The following is a 17,547-nucleotide window of genomic DNA, read 5'->3' on the forward strand; positions in this document are numbered from 1 at the left end:
CTAGGGCTGCCTTTGATGTTTATGCTTTCCTTAAGGTTTGAAGATGCTTATTGAAATTCCTCATGTTTTTTCAAAACAAGAAGTCAATCAGTTACGGGAGCAGCTCGATGCTCGCACTTGGATTGATGGCAATCAAACATCAGGCGTGATGGCGAGTACCCGTAAGCGCAATCAGCAGTTGGATAAAGACGATCCCGTTGCGATTGGTATCGGTGAATTGATTATGGAGCGCTTGTTAGCTCATCCTTTATTTGTCTCGGCAGCACTTCCATTACAGTTTTATCCGCCCTTGTTTAATCGTTATCAAGGTGGAGAAACCTTTGGTTATCATATCGACAATGCAATTCGCTCGACGAGTGACGGTATGGTGCGTACCGATCTGTCTGCCACCTTATTTTTAAGCGAACCAGACACTTATCAAGGTGGTGAGCTGGTCATCCAAGATACCTATGGCCAGCAAAGCATTAAGCTGGCGGCGGGATCTTTGGTGTTATACCCGTCAACGAGTTTACATCAGGTTACGCCTGTCACATCAGGTGAGCGAACCGCCGCCTTTATGTGGCTACAGAGCATGGTGCGCGATGAGGGGCAGCGCCGCTTGTTATTTCAACTCGATCAATCGATTCAATCTTTGACGTTGCAGGCCGCGCCTGAACAAGAGCTGTTTAATCTAACGGGTGTTTATCATAACTTGCTCAGGCGTTGGAGCGAGTTGTAGCTTTGGTTCAGAGTCGGCTCCTGTTCCTGCATTATCTCCACAAAGCAGGTGGTTTAGGGTATAATCCCGCTTGCTCTGAGGGGCAATAAAACAGTAAACGTTAACTCGTTTACTGTTTTTGTATTTTTACGCTGGCGCTGTATTGCTCATCTGCTGCTTAAGTTAAGGCGCTTTATCCCTCAAAGTTTGAACTTACTGGCAAATTTTAATTACTTGAGTCGATAGTCACGTGTTGAAAAATAATCTTAATGATGGTCTACAGCTCGACCGCACCTTTTCCATTGCACCGATGCTCGATTGGACGGATCGTCATTACCGTTATTTTGCGCGCTTAATGTCGGCTAATGCTTTGCTGTATACCGAGATGGTGACCACCGGCGCGATTTTGCATGGCCGTGGCGATTATCTTGCCTATAACAAAGAGGAACATCCTCTGGCATTACAATTAGGCGGCTCTAATCCTGCTGAACTTGCGCGCTGCGCCAAACTGGCCGCTGAGCGCGGTTATGATGAAGTGAATCTCAATGTGGGCTGTCCTTCGGATCGGGTGCAAAATGGTCGCTTTGGAGCCTGTTTGATGGCTGAACCTGAGCTGGTGGCTGAATGTGTCGATGCCATGAAGCAAGTGGTTGATATTCCTGTGACGGTAAAAACGCGCATCGGGATCGATGAGCAGGATAGCTATGAGTTTTTGACTCACTTTATTGATACTGTCATGGCTAAAGGCTGTGGTGAGTTTATAATCCATGCGCGTAAGGCTTGGCTGCAAGGCTTAAGCCCGAAGGAAAATCGCGAGATCCCGCCCTTAGACTACGAACGTGTTTATCAACTCAAACGTGATTATCCGACGCTTAATATCAGCATTAACGGTGGCATCACTAGCCTTGAACAGGCCCAAACCCACTTGCAGCACTTAGATGGTGTGATGGTAGGACGTGAGGCTTACCAGAATCCTTATATGTTGGCGCAGGTTGACCAACTGCTCTGCGGCAGCCAGAAGACGGTGATTAGCCGTGAGGCTGTGATTGAGGCGATGGTGCCCTATATCGAGGCTCACTTGCAGGCGGGCGGACGCCTAAATCATATCACTCGCCATATGATTGGCTTATTCCAAGGTTTGCCTGGTGCCCGTGCGTGGCGTCGTTATTTAAGCGAAAACGCCCATAAAAACGGTGCGGGCATAGAGGTGGTAAAGCAGGCTTATTTGAGTATTCAAACAGAAATAATTGCTCAATAATCATTCGATTTAAAAAGTGGTGAGATTCACTAAACGTTGTAGTATTTTTCACCACTTTACCTTTCCTAAATATCTCGCTTATCTCGTTCTAGCTTAAAATAAATTTTTAAATCTAATTAAATTAGTGTGTTAAGTCTTATTTGGTAAGTTGGCACGCCCTTTGTAATAGTCCCTATGTCAAGTTAATCAATCGAAAGGGACGACATCATGTTTACTTCAAATGTTAAAAAATCAGTTCAAGTGAGTGTGTTATTCGGTACATTAATGGCGAGTGTTACAGCACATGCTGAAGCGGCTCCTGTATCTGATGTTATGAGCGCCATTGAGCAAACTCTTAGCACCCAAGCGCAGGAGTTGTTAGTGAATACAAAGCGTGAATTGGTGTTATCGCTGCAAACGCAACTGGCTGAAAGTATCTATGACTTTAATAGTCAATTAACACTGAGCGCGGATACCCAAACTGATTCGGCAACCACAGGTGAATTGAGCGCGAATAAGTAAGGATCTGCCTATGTGGTTTGTAGCACCTCTAATGACTTTGCTACTGCTACCAGTGATTAGCCTCGCGTTGTTTTCAGGCATTATCTGCTGGTTTCAGTGGCATAGTGTCAGCGATAAGTAACTCATAAAATTTTGGAGTTCAAAATGAAACGAGCGCAAATACGAATGAACAATTCACAACGTTTGGTCTGTGGTGTTGCATCAGGTATGGCGTGGCAATTTGGTTGGTCCTGTTTTTGGACGCGAGTGGTATGGGCGGGGGCAATTCTGTTTATGCCAGGCGTGAGTCTACTGGTGTATTTTGTGTTGGCTTTGCTTGTAGAACAATGGAAAAGACCGATTTAAGCCAAGTTTTTGTACTCTAGATTGTGGGACATTAATGGGACAGCCTATACACGTTTATGGCCACAATCGTTAGCGAGATGCTATCAACAAGAGGGCACATTGACCCTCATGCCAATAATGAGCACTTGCTAAGTGAGTATCACTTTTTAAGAAAAGCCTGGAATCTGGCTTTTGCTTCATCACTTTTAAGTCTTGCACTAAATTGTTCTAATTCTTGATGCATTTGGTGTTGCACACGGTTTTTATGTGGTCGCATCAACTGACGGGTAATTTGCAGCGCCTGCGGTGGTTGATTGGCTAGTTTTTTCGCTTGGTTAAAGGCATAAACCAATAACTCTTCTTGGGCGATCACACCGTTAATGATGTTCAGTCTGTGGGCGGTATCAGCATCAAAACTTTCTCCGAGCAGCAATAATTCAGCTGCTTTTTGATAACCCACTAATTCGGGTAGGAGTAAACTCGCGCCCGCTTCAGGGACCAAGGCTAAATTAACAAAGGGCAGTTGAAACTTAGCTGTATTGTCTGCGTAAACTAAATCGCAATGCAGTAGCACAGTGGTACCAATACCAACAGCCGCACCAGAAACGGCAGCGACCAGTGGTTTTTTGAGCTCTAATAAACAAAATAAGAAGCGTACCGCAGGATGGTTTGGCCCTAAGTCACTATTTTTCAAAAAGTCTGCAACATCATTGCCCGAGGTGAAACAATTATCTTCACCATGGAGCATAAAGGCACGAATGTCGTTGTCTGCTTCACCTTCGATCAGGTATTCTGTCAGTTGTTTATACATATTAAGATCAAGTGCATTGCGTTTATCTGGGCGATTAAAGCTGATAACACGAACGCCCTGATCATCCCGAACCTGTATATGACTCATGGGTTGTTTTCCTTTACGACGACATTGGGTAGACATGGAGTTTAAGACATTGAAACCGATATTCAAACAGATGTTTAATTGTGTTGCCTTATCCTGTGCCTCATTTTCTGTTTTCGCCAACGTAGTGATGACTGAAGGTCATGTACGTGCAATGCCTGATACCGTTCCAAATACCGCCGCTTACTTTACGCTCGAAAATCACAACGATAAAGCCGTACGCTTGATTGGCGTGACAACCGACGTAGCGAACGAAGCGCAATTGCATACCATTATTGAAGAGCAAGGTATGGTAAAAATGCGCCATGTTGAAGGCTTTGATATTCCATCCCATGGAAAATTAACCCTGATGCCATCGGGGGAGCATGTCATGCTAATTGGGCTTAAGGCTCCATTAGTGTTAGATCAGCAAGTTAAGCTGCAATTAGAGTTTAACGATGGCGAAAAAATGACGATTACATTGCCTGTCGCTAAGCAGGCCGAGAATGCTGCTGAACCCGAGCATCATCACCATCATTAAGGAGTCGCTTGATGCAAATCACATGGAAGAAGGTCACTGGAGTTAGTTTATGCGTTGTTTTAATTGGTTATGTTGTGAGTGTCTGGTGGAGTATCGAGCCTGATCCGCTGACGCCACAACAGCTTACTGCCACAGAAAAGAATGTTGTTGGTTATGCGACCACAACCTCTTTGATTATGACTGTTGAAACGCTGCTGGATAAGCAAGGTGGTTGGCTATCGAATGATGTTATGCCACCCTCAATCTTTATGGATAACATGCCCGCCTTTGAGTATGGCGCTTTAGAGCAAGCGCGTGATTTGGCGCTGATTATGCGTAAAGAGTTTAGCCGTTCACAGTCGCAATCTACCGCTGATAAAGATTTGAGTGAAGCGCAGGCTAAGTTGAACATCGACCATACCAGTTGGTTAGTTCCCAGTGCTGAAAGCGAATACCGCGATGGTATTAAGCTACTTAAGTTGTACCGGGCGCGAATGATGGACCCGAATAATCAAGATGCACAGTTTTATGCCCGCGCAGATAACCTTAATGAGTGGCTCAAAGAAGTGCAAAAACGTTTAGGCAGTATGTCGCAACGGTTATCTGCAAGTGTAGGTCAAGAACGTCTTAACACCGATTTAGCGGGGGATAATGCTGCGCGTCAATCAACCCCTAATTTAGCCAGCCATCAGGTGAAAACCAGCTGGTGGAAAATTGATGATGTGTTTTATGAGAGCCGCGGCGCCTCATGGGCATTACTGAATTTTATGCGTGCAGTTGAAGTCGATTTTGCTGACGTGCTGAAAAAGAAAAATGCTGAAGTGAGCCTAAAACAGATCATTCGTGAACTAGAGGCAACTCAGCAAACGGTTTGGAGCCCTGTTGTGCTTAATGGCAGTGGTTTCGGTCTAGTCGCTAATCATTCATTGGTTATGGCTAACTATGTATCCCGTGCAAATGCCGCGGTGATTGATTTAACGAACTTGCTATCTCAAGGTTAATTATGAAAAAAATACTCCTGGCCAGTGCAGTATTAGGCTGCATAATGGCTACATCAGCTCACGCGGCCACTGTGGTTGGTTTTAAAATAGGTGGCGATTATTGGCGCGCCGATACTAGCGGTACTTTTTCCGATAAAGGTCAGCCACAACAAGGTTTTGACTACAGCTCATCAGCGCAGGGTAGCTATTGGTTTGCCGTTGAACACCCACTGCCTTTTGTGCCAAATCTGAAAATTCGTGAAAACAGTCTTGATCAAAAAGGTAGCTTGGCGAACGCTGATTTCAGCTTTAATGGTCATGATTTTAAAGGTAATGTGACCAGTTATACCGATCTGAGCAACACCGATTTTGTGTTGTATTACGAACTGCTGGATAACGATATTTTATCTTTTGATTTGGGCGCAGCTTATAAGTTGATGAATGGCTCTCTGCGTGTCCAAGATGCAGGTCATCCAGAAGAGAAAGACGTAGATAGCGGAATTGTTATGGGGTACGCCAGTACCCATGTGAGCATGCCGGGTTTAGGCTTATTTGGCTTTGCAGATTTAATGCTTGGGGTGAATGAGTCGAATGTACACGATTATGCGGTCGGTTTAGGCTGGCAGTTTGATGGTGTTGCGGTGGATACCCGTGTGCGCGTTGGCTATCGTGAGTTTGCCTTTGATGTGAATAATTTCTCTGGCATTAGTGCTGACTCAAAGTTTGATGGCTATTTCGCTGGCGTCGAAATTGACTTCTAAGTCGTAATTCTGACAATAAAAAACCGCCAATCTTGGCGGTTTTTTTATTGGACAATATTGCTTAACTTATTCAGCTTTTAGGCCGTTGTTAATAGCAATAACATCATCTTCGTTTAATGTACCCGCTGCTTGTTTCAGTGCAACAATCGAGTTGATGTAGCTGTAACGCGCATCTGATAATTTACGTTTTGAGTCGTACAGATCGCGTGTACGGTTCAATACGTCAACAATAGTACGAGTACCAACTTCGAAGCCTGCTTGCGTAGCCTTTAATGCACTTTCAGATGAAATTACAGACTGTTCGTAAGCACGGATAGAGCTGATTGACGCCCCCACGTTGTTGTAGTTATTACGAACGTTTTTCACTACGCTACGGTAGGTTTGTTCCAACTTCTCGCTTGCCTCAACATATTGGAACTGCGCTTCTTTGACTTGTGATGAGACTTTAAAGCCTTCAAAAATCGGAATACTTAAGTTAATGCCTGCGCTCATGTTGTCAAAATCAGGTTCATTCGAATTACCTAATTTTTGCTCTAAACCTTTGCTATAACCAGCATTTAAGCTTAGTGATGGCATATGGCCTGCTTTATAGAGGCTAATGGTCTCTTGAGCGATATCTTTGCCAATACGTTGAGTCATTAGATCGACGCTATTGGTCTCGGCAATTTTTAACCAATCACTAGATGAACTCGGTGCTGGTGTGACTGCTGAGAAGCGGTTAGTGTCGAGTACGTTTAAGGCTTTGTGATCGATACCCGTGATTTCGCGCAGTGCTTCATAACTATTGGCAAGGGTATTTTCTGCCAAAATTTCAGAGGCTGAGGCTAAGTCATATTGTGCTTGAGCTTCATGAACGTCAGTAATCGCAGTTAAACCAACGGCAAAACGTTGTTTAGTTTGCTCAAGTTGACGCTCAATCGCGCGTTTTTCTGCACCTTGGAACTCGTAGTTATCTTTGGCCGTTAATACATCAAAGTAGGCTTTAGTCACGCGAGTGATCAAATTTTGCAGTGCCGATGCATAGGTTGAGTCAGCTTGAGAAGCGGCTTTCTCCGCAAGGCTTAAACCTACCCAAGCACTATGGTCATAGATGACTTGATTGAGCTTTAGGTTGCCAGTCAGGCCGCTGCTATCATCTCGAGGATCATTCCATGCCTTGTCATAGCCCACGTTTGCACTGATAGTCGGTAACAGTGGCGCACGATTTTGTTCAATCTTTTCAAACAAAGCGTTACGTTGCGCTTGCGCTTGCAACACGAGTGGGTCACTTGTCAGTGCCTGTTGATAAATTTGCAGTAAATCATCTGCTTGAACCGCAGGAGCGGAAGCGGCTAGAGTTAATGCTACGCATAGAGAACGGATCTTAAATTTCATTTGCTGTCCTTATTAGACAAAATCTCCAAAAGGAGAAATATATAACTTCGTTTAGACTAAGTAATGCCTTTACCAAGGCGGTTTGCGCTTCCCGACGCTTCCCGATACAGCTAAAACTTAATGACGTAGAGTCTAAAAACTCCCACACGTTCAAGTCAACTGCGAAGTGTAACAGATTTTATTTAAAAATGAGCCAAATTGCCTTGATAATAGGCGAAAATTTAACTGTTAAGGATAAGATATGAAGCCTCAGGTTTTTTCGCAAACAGATATTGAAATCCTCGAAAAAAAATCGCTATATCAAGGCTTTTTTGCCTTAGAGCAATTTACCTTCAAACATAAGCTATTTGCTGGAGGCTGGAGTCAGCCTGTCACCCGTGAGGTCTTTGAACGTGGCCATGCAGTCGTTGTGCTGCCCTATGATCCTAAGTGCGATAAGGTTGTGTTGATTGAGCAAGTTAGGTTTCCTGCATTAGCAACCACTAAATCTCCTTGGCTTATGGAGTTAGTCGCGGGTATGATTGCGCCCGACGAAACGCCAGAGGATGTCGCGCACCGCGAGTTGTTAGAAGAAACTGGTTTGACCGCTCGCCACATCCATTTTGTGAGCAGTTATCTTGCAAGCCCTGGTGGCAGTACTGAACGTTTCTATTTTTATTGGGCTGAGGTGGATTCATCACAAGCCCAAGGTTTGCATGGATTAGCTGACGAACACGAAGATATTCGATTGCATGTTGTAGACCGTGAGGTTGCCTATCACGGTGTCGTTAATGGCGAAATAGACAATGCATCGACCGTTATTGGATTGCAGTGGTTGCAATTAAACTATCAGCAACTGGTTTAGGTTGGAAAAGGTTTGGCGCATTCAACATCACATCAAAAACCGCGTTATCAACCCAACGTGAGCGACTTTTTAGCGCTATGCGGGCGTAACTATGGCTATATGCAAAAGTGGTTGCCACTGGATATTGCTGTGGGTCAATCTTGGCAACTTGAAGGTGAATTTGGTGTATTAGTTATCCGTATTTTAGAAAATACCAAATATACTCAATTAGTTGAAATCTCACGCCCACTACAAATAGTGGAGTTTGTTAATATTCCCAAGGTGTTAGTGAGAATTTATCATGATGCTAAATTAGCAGAAGTGTTAACTGGTCAACAGATTTACCAACTGCGCCCAGTGTATGATTATCCCAATTTACGTATGTATCATAGTGATGAGAAGTACCAGGTAAATGCATTCCTGGGAGAATTATTGAAGATTGGTGGCCAACAACGTTTGGTTTGCCAGTCTTAGAATTGGGTATTCAATGTGCTGAAAGAGGCTATCTCTTACTCTGTAGCTGATGAAAGTGTGCGCATAGTGCAAGTCACTGACCCGCACCTCTTTGCCGATCCTGAAGCTCAGCTACTTGGTGTTAATACCAGCAAAAGTTTGGCCGCGGTACTCAATACCATACGCGCCGTTAATTACCCTGCGCATCTTATGCTTGCCACAGGTGATTTAAGTCAAGATTATTCCCCTGAGTCTTATCGCCAATTTGTGTCAGCGGTCGCCCCGCTCAATTTACCTTGCCATTATCTTCCGGGTAATCATGATGATCCGCGGATCATGTTTTTGCATATGCAGGGCGAGCGGATTTTTGGCCAGCAACGTATTTTAGTTGGTAAATGGCAAATTTTGATGCTGGATTCCACCGTGAGAGGAAAACCTGGTGGTCATATGGCCGCGAGTCAATTCGAACTCATTGAACAGGCTATAGCCGCACATCCAGACCGCCATACTTTACTGGTGATGCATCATAATCCTATTTTGGTTAATTGTGCTTGGTTAGACCAACACTGCATGGATAATGGGACGGAATTTTTAAAGTGTGTCGCTCAATACCCGCAGGTCAAAGCTTTGCTGTGGGGCCATGTGCATCAACAATTGGATAGCCTTTACGATGGTCCACATGGTGCGTTGCAATTAATGGCGACACCTTCTACTTGTATCCAGTTTAAACCGCAATCGCCTTATTTTGCCCTCGATGGACTGCAACCCGGTTATCGTTTGCTGGAGCTCAAGGCCGATGGTAGCATCAGCACTAATGTGTATCGCGTACCGGGAAATCTGTTTTCCCCCGATAAAGATTCCAGCGGTTATTAACGCGAGTGACCGCAGCTTGAGGAACTATGCTGCTCTATATTCACGGATTCAACAGTTCTCCTTTCTCTGATAAAGCGGTGATGACGGCACAATATATGGCCGAGCATCACCCGTCCCTCACTTTTCATCAGCCACAGTTACCCAATACACCCAAAGCTGCGATGGCCTTACTACAGCGCTATGTAGAGGAGGCTTTGCAAGCGGGTGAGCCGCTTAACTATATTGGCTCGTCCTTAGGGGGTTATTTTGCCAGTTACTTGGCTGAGCATTATGGTGGCCGAGCCGTGTTGGTGAATCCGGCAGTAAAACCCTTTGAACTGTTTGATGAATTTATGGGGCCGCAATTTAACCCTTATACCGAAGAGCATTATCAGGTATTACCAGAGCATAAGCAGGAAGTGGCTGAATTTAATACGGCTGTTATCCGCAATCCCGATCGTTTTTTGGTACTATTGCAAACGGGCGATGAAGTGCTGGATTATCGCGAAGCGCTACATAAATATCATCATTGCCAATTACGGATTGAATCCGGTGGTGATCACAGTTTTGTGGGTTATGAGCGATATCTGCAAACTGTAAGCCAATTTTTACACTTACCTTGACAAATCGTCATCCACAGCCGCAACATGGCCGGATATAACAACCTATAGCGTACACTATGACTAATCAATACACCTCTGACGCCATTGAAGTTCTTAACGGACTCGACCCAGTTAAACGCCGTCCAGGTATGTATACCGATACCAGCCGACCTAACCATTTAGGCCAAGAGGTCATAGATAACAGTGTCGATGAAGCCTTAGCTGGCCATGCCACTAAAATTGAAGTAGTGCTCCACACAGATAACTCGCTGGAAGTCACTGACGATGGTCGTGGTATGCCAGTGGATATTCATCCCGAAGAAGGTATTCCAGGGGTCGAGCTGATCCTGACTAAACTCCATGCTGGCGGTAAATTTTCAAATAAAAATTATCAATTCTCTGGTGGTTTGCATGGTGTAGGGATTTCAGTCGTTAACGCCCTGTCTCGCAGAGTTGAAGTCACTGTGCGCCGAGATGGCCAAGTGTATGATATGGCTTTCGAAAATGGCTTTAAAGTCGAAGAACTACGAGTCAGTGGTACCTGCGGTCGGCGCAATACCGGTACTCGAGTACATTTTTGGCCTGATGCGAGTTATTTTGATTCGGCGAATTTCTCCAATTCCAAACTTATTTATTTACTGCGTGCCAAAGCAGTATTGTGCCCCGGTCTTAGAATTAAATTCACTAATAAGCACACTAACGAAGTGCATGAGTGGTACTACGAGAGTGGCTTAACCGATTATCTTAAGACGGCGGTAGGCGATAATATCATGCTGCCGGAAGAGCCTTTTATCGGTAGTTTTAAGGGACAAATTGAGGCGGCAGATTGGGCTATTACCTGGTTGCCAGAGGGCGGGGAGTCGATTAACGAAAGTTATGTCAACTTGATCCCAACGCCATTGGGTGGCACCCATGTGAATGGCTTTCGCCAAGGTTTGTTGGAGTCGATGCGTGAGTTTTGTGAGTTTCGTAATCTCATCCCCCGCGGGATTAAGCTCTCTCCTGAGGATATTTGGGATCGCGCAGCCTTCATTCTGTCAGTGAAAATGCAAGACCCGCAGTTTGCGGGACAGACAAAAGAGAAGCTTTCGAGCCGTCAAAGCTCAGCCTTTGTTTCAGGTATCGTGCGTGATGCATTTTCGCTTTGGTTAAATTCGAATACCGAATTAGCCGAGTCATTGGCTGAAATGTGTATTAATAACGCGCAAAAACGCTTAAAAGCAGCGAAAAAAGTCGCCCGTAAAAAAGTCACATCAGGTCCCGCATTACCGGGTAAATTGACCGATTGTAGTGGCCAAGATCCAATGCGCGGCGAACTCTTCCTTGTGGAAGGGGATTCTGCGGGAGGCAGTGCTAAACAGGCTAGAGACCGTGAGTTTCAAGCTATTATGCCGCTACGTGGTAAAATCTTAAATACGTGGGAAGTGGATGCATCTCAGGTATTAGCGTCGCAGGAAGTACATGATATTTCGGTGGCAATTGGTTGTGATCCCGACAGCAACGATATCTCCGAGTTAAGATATGGCAAGATTTGTATTCTCGCCGACGCCGATTCCGATGGATTGCATATTGCGACTTTACTCTGTGCACTGTTTCTGAAACATTACCGAGTGTTGGTTGAGCAGGGGCATGTTTATATCGCCATGCCGCCACTGTTCCGTATCGATATAGGTAAAGATGTTTATTACGCTTTAGATGAGGCTGAAAAAGAAGGTATTCTCGATCGTATCAGCGCTGAGAATAAAAAAGGTAAAGTTCAAGTAACACGCTTTAAAGGTCTGGGTGAAATGAATCCACTGCAATTGCGTGAAACGACAATGGACCCTAATACTCGCCGTTTAGTGCAGTTAACTATTGATGATGCGGAAGAAACTGATTCTCTTATGGATATGCTGTTAGCTAAGAAGCGTTCACCCGATCGTAAAAACTGGCTCGAAGATAAGGGTGACATGGCGGTACTTTAATGTTGTGCACTATTGCCGATAACAATAACACTTAGGCATAAAGAAAATTACCATGTTGTATATTAAAACGAATAATTATAAATGTTTAAAGGTGTTCTCTGCCTATTGGACCCTACTGGTGAGTCTGGCTTTGTTACCGATCCAGACGGCGATTGCAGGGTCTCAGTCGATCATGATTACCGTCTCAAAGGGATTTGGTTTATCGCTCTATGCTTCCGATCTTGGGGATGCCAAACAGATTGCGATGGGGGCAAATGGCACCTTATTTGTCGGCTCCAATAAGAGTGGCACAGTGCATGCACTTGTTGATAGTAACCAAGATGGTCGTGTAGACAAGCGTTATGTCATCGCCAAGGGGTTAGAGTCTCCCGATGCGATCGCGTTCCATAATGGTGATCTGTTTGTGGCAACTGAAAACCGAATTGTCCGCTTTATTGATATCGAGCAGCGCTTACGCCGTCCAAGTCGTCCTAAAGAGATTTATAGCGATTTACCAGATTCTGATAAGAAAAGTGCTCGAGCGATGAATTTTGGTCCTGATGGCAGGCTCTATGTCTCTATCGGTGCACCTTGCAACGTGTGTGAAGCGAGCGCGCCCTATAGCAGTATTATTGCGATTAATGTGGATACCGGCGCCAGTGAGCAAATTGCGTCAGGTATTCGCGATGTGACAGGTTTTGACTGGTCTCCTCAAGACGGCAAATTGTGGTTTGCCGATCAAGGACGCGATTGGATGGGCGATAACTTACCCCCCGATGAGATTAACCGCATCGATGTGGCGGGCAGCCATTATGGCTTTCCGTATTTACACGCATCATCCGTGGTCGAACCTGCCTATGAAAAGCCAAAAAATTTAAAAATTTCTGTACCGATATACGAACTGCCTGCACACGTTGCACCAACGGGACTGGCATTTTACCGTGGTAAGCAATTCCCAGAAATCTATCATAACCAATTGTTTGTTGCTGAAAATGGTTCTTGGAACCGTTCAAGCAAAGTCGGTTATCAAATCGTCATGTTGAAGCTTGAGAATCAACAGGTGGTCAGTCGCGAAACCGTAGTGAGTTTTCTCGACGGTGAGTTTCCTGTCGCCCGCCCCTATGGATTATTGTCCGGTGAAGATGGGGCCATGTACATCTCGGATGATTTGAAAGGTAACCTGTATCGACTGTTCTATAGGGATGGCGATAATACTGAAGAACCACAGGAACTAGAAGAAAATGAGTGACGCAATCAAGTTAAGCTTGGATGGCGTAGAGCAGATGCCATTGCGGCGCTTTACCGAAGAAGCTTATCTGAATTATTCCATGTACGTCATTATGGACCGAGCCTTACCCCATATTGGTGATGGCCTTAAACCCGTACAACGACGGATTATTTATGCTATGAGCGAGCTTGGTTTATCGGCTCAATCAAAGCATAAAAAATCAGCTCGTACAGTGGGTGACGTATTAGGTAAGTACCATCCCCATGGCGATAGTGCCTGTTATGAGGCGATGGTGCTGATGGCGCAGCCATTTTCCTATCGTTATCCACTCGTAGATGGTCAAGGAAACTGGGGGGCACCAGACGATCCTAAGTCATTTGCAGCAATGCGTTATACCGAGGCGCGCCTGTCGAAGTTTTCTGAGCTGTTATTATCTGAGCAGGGACAAGGTACGGTTGACTGGGGGGCAAACTTCGATGGCACGTTAAAAGAGCCCAAAGTGCTGCCTGCACGTTTACCCCATATTTTGCTGAACGGGATCACTGGTATTGCGGTGGGCATGGCGACAGATATACCGCCACATAATGCCAGAGAGTTAGTGAATGCCTGCGTTGCGCTTTTGGACGATCCCAAACTCGACCTTGCGCAGTTGATGGCCTATGTGCCAGGGCCTGATTATCCTACAGAAGCTGAGATCATCACCCCGTCTGCCGATATTGCCAAAATCTATGAAACCGGGCGTGGCTCCTTAAAAGCCCGTGCGGTTTATACTGTCGAAGCCGGTGAAATAGTGATCACCGCGCTACCACATCAGGCGGGTAGTGGTAAGATTTTAGAGCAGATTGCTGCTCAAATGCAGGCGAAAAAATTGCCTATGGTTGCTGACTTGCGTGATGAGTCTGACCATGAAAATCCCGTTCGCTTAGTGATTGTACCGCGCTCAAATCGCGTCGATTGCGATCAACTGATGGCGCACTTGTTTGCGACCACCGATCTTGAGAAAAGTTTTAGGGTAAACCTTAACGTACTGGGCCTGGATGGTCGTCCAAGAGTTAAGGGCCTAAAAGACTTACTCACCGAATGGCTTGAGTTTCGTGTCGATACCGTAAGACGTCGCCTCGAATATCGTTTAGATAAAGTGTTGGCGCGTTTACATATCCTTGAAGCGTTAATGATCGCTTTTCTCAATATTGATGAAGTCATTGAGATCATTCGTTTTCATGATGAGCCCAAAGCGGAGTTGATGGCGCGTTTTAACCTGACAGACAAGCAGGCTGAGGCCATCCTCGAGTTAAAATTACGCCATTTAGCTAAGTTAGAAGAATTTAAGATCAAAGCTGAGCAGGACGAACTGGAAGCTGAACGTGAAAAGTTAGAGCAATTATTAGGTTCTGAGCGCCGTTTAAAAACCTTAATTAAGAAAGAATTAATCCAAGATGGTGAGACCTATGGCGATGATCGCCGCTCTCCTATTGTAGAACGCCATGAGTCCCGCGCCTTAACAGAGCAAGAGCTTACCCCGAGTGAACCTGTGACTGTGGTGTTATCAGAAAAAGGTTGGGTGCGTTGTGCTAAGGGCCATGATATTGATGCCGAGTCTTTATCCTATAAGGCGGGCGATCAATATCTCTGTAGTGCCATCGGGCGTAGTAATCAGGTGGCTGTGTTTATTGACTCATCCGGTCGCGCCTTTGCCACCGATAGTCATAGTCTGCCATCGGCTCGTACCCAAGGTGAGCCCATTACTACGCGCTTTAATATGGCATCTGGTGAGACCATGCAGCATGTTATTTTGGGGGAAGACGAGCAATGCTTCCTCTTAGCAACCGATGCAGGTTATGGCTTTATTTGTACTTTCAATGACATGGTGTCTCGTAATAAGGCGGGTAAAGCGCTATTGAGTTTACCGACGAATGCCAAGTCTTTATCACCCAAACCGATTGATCGTAATCGAGAGATGTCTATCCTTGCCATCACCAATGAAGGTCGTATGCTACTGTTTTCATTGGAAGCATTGCCGCAATTATCTAAGGGTAAAGGTAATAAGATTATCGGTATTCCAAGCGAGCGCGCTAAAAACCGTGAAGAGTTAATGACACATTTACAACTTGTGCCAGCAGATACTCCAGTTACCTTGTGGGCGGGTAAGCGCAAACTCACACTTAAACCAAGTGATTTAGAGCATTATCGCGGTGAGCGCGGACGTCGTGGGGCAAAATTACCACGTGGATTACAGCGTGTTGATAGTGTGGAATTAGGCGAAGGTGCTGAGGTCTTGCCTAGCATTTAACTGTGAATTTGAGGCTGCGTAAGAGGTAGCCAGCACAAGTTATCAAAACCGTTAATCAAAGCCACTCAAGTTTCACTGGGGTGGCTTTTTTATTCTCAGAGTTATGCGCTACAGAGTCACTTTTCTTAAATACAAGGCATAAAAAAACCTACCGCTTGCGGTAGGTTTTTATTAGCGAATATCCGTAATAAGGATATTAGAAGTCGTAACGTACACCAACAGAGAATACGTTGTCGTCTTGTAGGTCTACTTTGTTACCTGCTACGACATGGTCACCACGGTACATTGCGTATTGACCGTATACCATAGTTGATTTAGAGAAACGGTAGTCAGCACCCACGTTGAAGTTTTGTACGCTGATGTCTTCACCTTTTAACAGGTTTGTACCAGTGGTAACGTTTTTGTAGTAGTTACCAAAGCCCGTTTCATCAAAGCCGTATTCGGCTTTCAGGTTAACACCGTTTAAAGTGTAAACAACGTTAACAAAGTAAGTGTTACCATCTACTGAGCTATCAGTTACGCTTTCAGAGTTTTGGAATAAACCACCCACTTTGAAATCGCCAAATTTAACTTGTGCTACACCACGGTATGCATCAACACCCGCAATACCTTTGTTATAGGCAACTGCTAAATAGTAGTTTTGATCTTTGAACTTGCTATCACCCAGAGTTGCACTCAGAGCGTATAAGCTTTCGGTGGTTTTTGCAGTAGTGTCGTTATCATCGAACAGGTAAGTGGCGTTTAAGGTCACTAAATCAGCGATTTTTGGTGAGTAGTACCATACACCATCTGCGCTACGAGTTTGTGCGCTGACTAAACGGTCGATATCGGCGTTGGTGTTACCAAATACGTCTACGTTACCTTCTGCTTGCTTAAATACAGTGTCATTACGACCTACTAATACAGTACCTGCATTAGTTTTTAAACCGAGGAAAGTGTTACGAGCTTTGAACACATCACCTGAGCCAGAAGTGTTTTCAACTTGGAATTCCATTTGATAAACAACATCATAGCCATCAGCGATTTTCTCAGTACCTTTAACACCTAACAGTGAGAAGTTATTTTCTAAATAGGTACCAGCATTGTTTTCATCAGCATAGTTTGCTGTGTCAACACCATTGGTGCCTGATTGTAGAGTTGCACCTGTTTCAGTATTAGTTAATGCAAGCTCTAAACGACCATAGAAGCTTGGGCCTTCGGCTAGCGCACCGAATGAAGCCAGCGCTAATACTGATGCAACTGATGCAGAGATGAATGTCTTTTTCATGTTTTGTGCTCCCTCGAACCTAAGTTCTTATCCATTTTTCATGGTTTTTGTGTGGTTTAACACGTTTGTTACAGAAATAAGTAACAAAGTTGCCGCCGATTTTTACAGTTTTATGCCTTGCAGGCTGTGTCATAGATCAAGTTTTTAGCTCTCCTTGCCTGTATTCGGGGTTTTTTAGGACATTTCCCTATCACTTGACCGAAAATCGGCGTGTAAGAGATAAAACTGTATTTTTGGCATACTACTAAAGAGGTATGCGAAGTGCCGTAGCATATACAGACCGGCGGGCCTAACTGTAGCATATACTAATGTTGTCGCAAGTTTGTCATATACGCGTGAGTTGGTGTTATTGGGTACCGAGTACAATAAAAAAAACAAGTAAAGTTACTTTTTAGCAACAAAACACCTGAGAAGATGTTGTTAAATGTGTTTAAAATCAAAAATTTAATTGTTGTTGATGATCTATTATTTAGATATTGTATTAACTCAGCTAGCATAAGCATTAGTTCAATGCGATAGCCATCATCCTAGACCATAGTATTAGGACGTATTGACGTTTTGAGTGTGAATTTTATTCGTTCTGGCAAGCTTGTGCTTGCGATACGAGAAATGATTATTGACGAGTAAAGCCGTCAATCAACGTGGGTTTAGCGCTTACATTTGCATTCGTGCAAACATGTCTGCTCAGTGCCTTAGGAAAGCCGAGTGGTTTAATTTAATATCTAGCTGCATCTTTTAGCTCATGGGTTGAGTTTGATTTCGGTTTTTGGCTTAAATCGTTTAGAATCTTCGGCGCATTT

17 protein-coding genes are annotated in these 17,547 nt (G+C 44.6%); 14 read left to right on the plus strand and 3 right to left on the minus strand.

Annotation, left to right across the window (positions count from 1 at the left end):
• Positions 1–43 precede the first annotated feature (43 nt).
• The 4 genes from CEQ32_RS20050 (at position 44) to CEQ32_RS20070 (ending at position 2,801) form a co-directional block, all read left to right on the plus strand.
• On the plus strand, positions 44–718 hold the full coding sequence (locus CEQ32_RS20050; RefSeq protein ID WP_055647698.1) for a Fe2+-dependent dioxygenase: 675 nt from the start codon (positions 44–46) through the stop codon (positions 716–718).
• A 289-nt stretch (positions 719–1,007) separates the two neighbouring features.
• Positions 1,008–1,955: a tRNA dihydrouridine(20/20a) synthase DusA gene (dusA, locus tag CEQ32_RS20055; protein ID WP_264291160.1), complete on the plus strand. Its 948-nt coding sequence runs from the start codon at positions 1,008–1,010 to the stop codon at positions 1,953–1,955.
• Positions 1,956–2,162: 207 nt separating this feature from the next.
• Positions 2,163–2,456 (plus strand): hypothetical protein, encoded by a 294-nt coding sequence (locus CEQ32_RS20060; RefSeq protein WP_055647700.1) that lies wholly within the window; start codon positions 2,163–2,165, stop codon positions 2,454–2,456.
• A 144-nt stretch (positions 2,457–2,600) separates the two neighbouring features.
• Positions 2,601–2,801, plus strand: coding sequence for a PspC domain-containing protein (locus CEQ32_RS20070; protein WP_037422129.1), 201 nt, complete (start codon positions 2,601–2,603; stop codon positions 2,799–2,801).
• Between the two features lie 139 nt (positions 2,802–2,940).
• Here the strand turns inward: CEQ32_RS20070 and CEQ32_RS20075 are convergent, their stop codons facing one another.
• Positions 2,941–3,678: an enoyl-CoA hydratase-related protein gene (locus CEQ32_RS20075; protein WP_055647701.1), complete on the minus strand. Its 738-nt coding sequence runs from the start codon at positions 3,676–3,678 to the stop codon at positions 2,941–2,943.
• A 34-nt stretch (positions 3,679–3,712) separates the two neighbouring features.
• Between CEQ32_RS20075 and CEQ32_RS20080 the strand changes: the two genes are divergently transcribed.
• Genes CEQ32_RS20080 through CEQ32_RS20090 form a run of 3 tightly spaced genes read left to right on the plus strand, consistent with a single transcriptional unit; the run spans position 3,713 to position 5,915 of the window.
• Entirely contained in the window at positions 3,713–4,195 is a 483-nt protein-coding gene (locus CEQ32_RS20080; RefSeq protein ID WP_037428023.1) for a copper chaperone PCu(A)C, read from the plus strand.
• 11 nt (positions 4,196–4,206) lie between these two features.
• Complete coding sequence (locus tag CEQ32_RS20085; protein WP_037422138.1) at positions 4,207–5,175, plus strand: DUF2333 family protein; 969 nt, start codon at positions 4,207–4,209, stop codon at positions 5,173–5,175.
• A gap of 2 nt (positions 5,176–5,177) precedes the next feature.
• Entirely contained in the window at positions 5,178–5,915 is a 738-nt protein-coding gene (locus CEQ32_RS20090; protein WP_037428021.1) for a TIGR04219 family outer membrane beta-barrel protein, read from the plus strand.
• A 66-nt stretch (positions 5,916–5,981) separates the two neighbouring features.
• Here the strand turns inward: CEQ32_RS20090 and tolC are convergent, their stop codons facing one another.
• Positions 5,982–7,289, minus strand: coding sequence for an outer membrane channel protein TolC (gene tolC, locus CEQ32_RS20095; protein ID WP_037422145.1), 1,308 nt, complete (start codon positions 7,287–7,289; stop codon positions 5,982–5,984).
• Between the two features lie 241 nt (positions 7,290–7,530).
• On the opposite strand from tolC, the gene nudF reads away from it, so the two are divergent.
• Genes nudF through parC form a run of 7 tightly spaced genes read left to right on the plus strand, consistent with a single transcriptional unit; the run spans position 7,531 to position 15,480 of the window.
• Complete coding sequence (gene nudF, locus CEQ32_RS20100) at positions 7,531–8,133, plus strand: ADP-ribose diphosphatase (RefSeq protein WP_037422148.1); 603 nt, start codon at positions 7,531–7,533, stop codon at positions 8,131–8,133.
• A 12-nt stretch (positions 8,134–8,145) separates the two neighbouring features.
• Complete coding sequence (locus CEQ32_RS20105) at positions 8,146–8,586, plus strand: DUF1249 domain-containing protein (protein WP_037422150.1); 441 nt, start codon at positions 8,146–8,148, stop codon at positions 8,584–8,586.
• Positions 8,587–8,601: 15 nt separating this feature from the next.
• Positions 8,602–9,438, plus strand: coding sequence for a 3',5'-cyclic-AMP phosphodiesterase (gene cpdA / locus CEQ32_RS20110; protein WP_055647702.1), 837 nt, complete (start codon positions 8,602–8,604; stop codon positions 9,436–9,438).
• A gap of 26 nt (positions 9,439–9,464) precedes the next feature.
• Positions 9,465–10,040 carry a YqiA/YcfP family alpha/beta fold hydrolase gene (locus CEQ32_RS20115; protein WP_055647703.1) on the plus strand — a complete coding sequence of 192 codons (576 nt, stop codon included), beginning with the start codon at positions 9,465–9,467 and terminating at the stop codon, positions 10,038–10,040.
• 56 nt (positions 10,041–10,096) lie between these two features.
• Complete coding sequence (parE, locus tag CEQ32_RS20120; protein WP_037422159.1) at positions 10,097–11,983, plus strand: DNA topoisomerase IV subunit B; 1,887 nt, start codon at positions 10,097–10,099, stop codon at positions 11,981–11,983.
• 52 nt (positions 11,984–12,035) lie between these two features.
• Entirely contained in the window at positions 12,036–13,211 is a 1,176-nt protein-coding gene (locus CEQ32_RS20125; RefSeq protein WP_088586699.1) for a PQQ-dependent sugar dehydrogenase, read from the plus strand.
• The gene (gene parC, locus CEQ32_RS20130) at positions 13,204–15,480 is read left to right on the plus strand and encodes a DNA topoisomerase IV subunit A (protein ID WP_088586700.1); all 2,277 of its coding nucleotides are present in this window, start codon (positions 13,204–13,206) and stop codon (positions 15,478–15,480) included. Before CEQ32_RS20125 ends, parC begins: the two co-directional genes overlap by 8 nt.
• A 196-nt stretch (positions 15,481–15,676) precedes the next feature.
• On the opposite strand, the gene CEQ32_RS20135 is transcribed toward parC, so the two are convergent.
• Positions 15,677–16,747: a porin gene (locus CEQ32_RS20135; protein WP_088586701.1), complete on the minus strand. Its 1,071-nt coding sequence runs from the start codon at positions 16,745–16,747 to the stop codon at positions 15,677–15,679.
• Positions 16,748–17,547 lie beyond the last annotated feature (800 nt).

This window comes from Shewanella sp. FDAARGOS_354 (genome assembly GCF_002209245.2).
GTDB classification, from domain to species: domain Bacteria; phylum Pseudomonadota; class Gammaproteobacteria; order Enterobacterales; family Shewanellaceae; genus Shewanella; species Shewanella xiamenensis.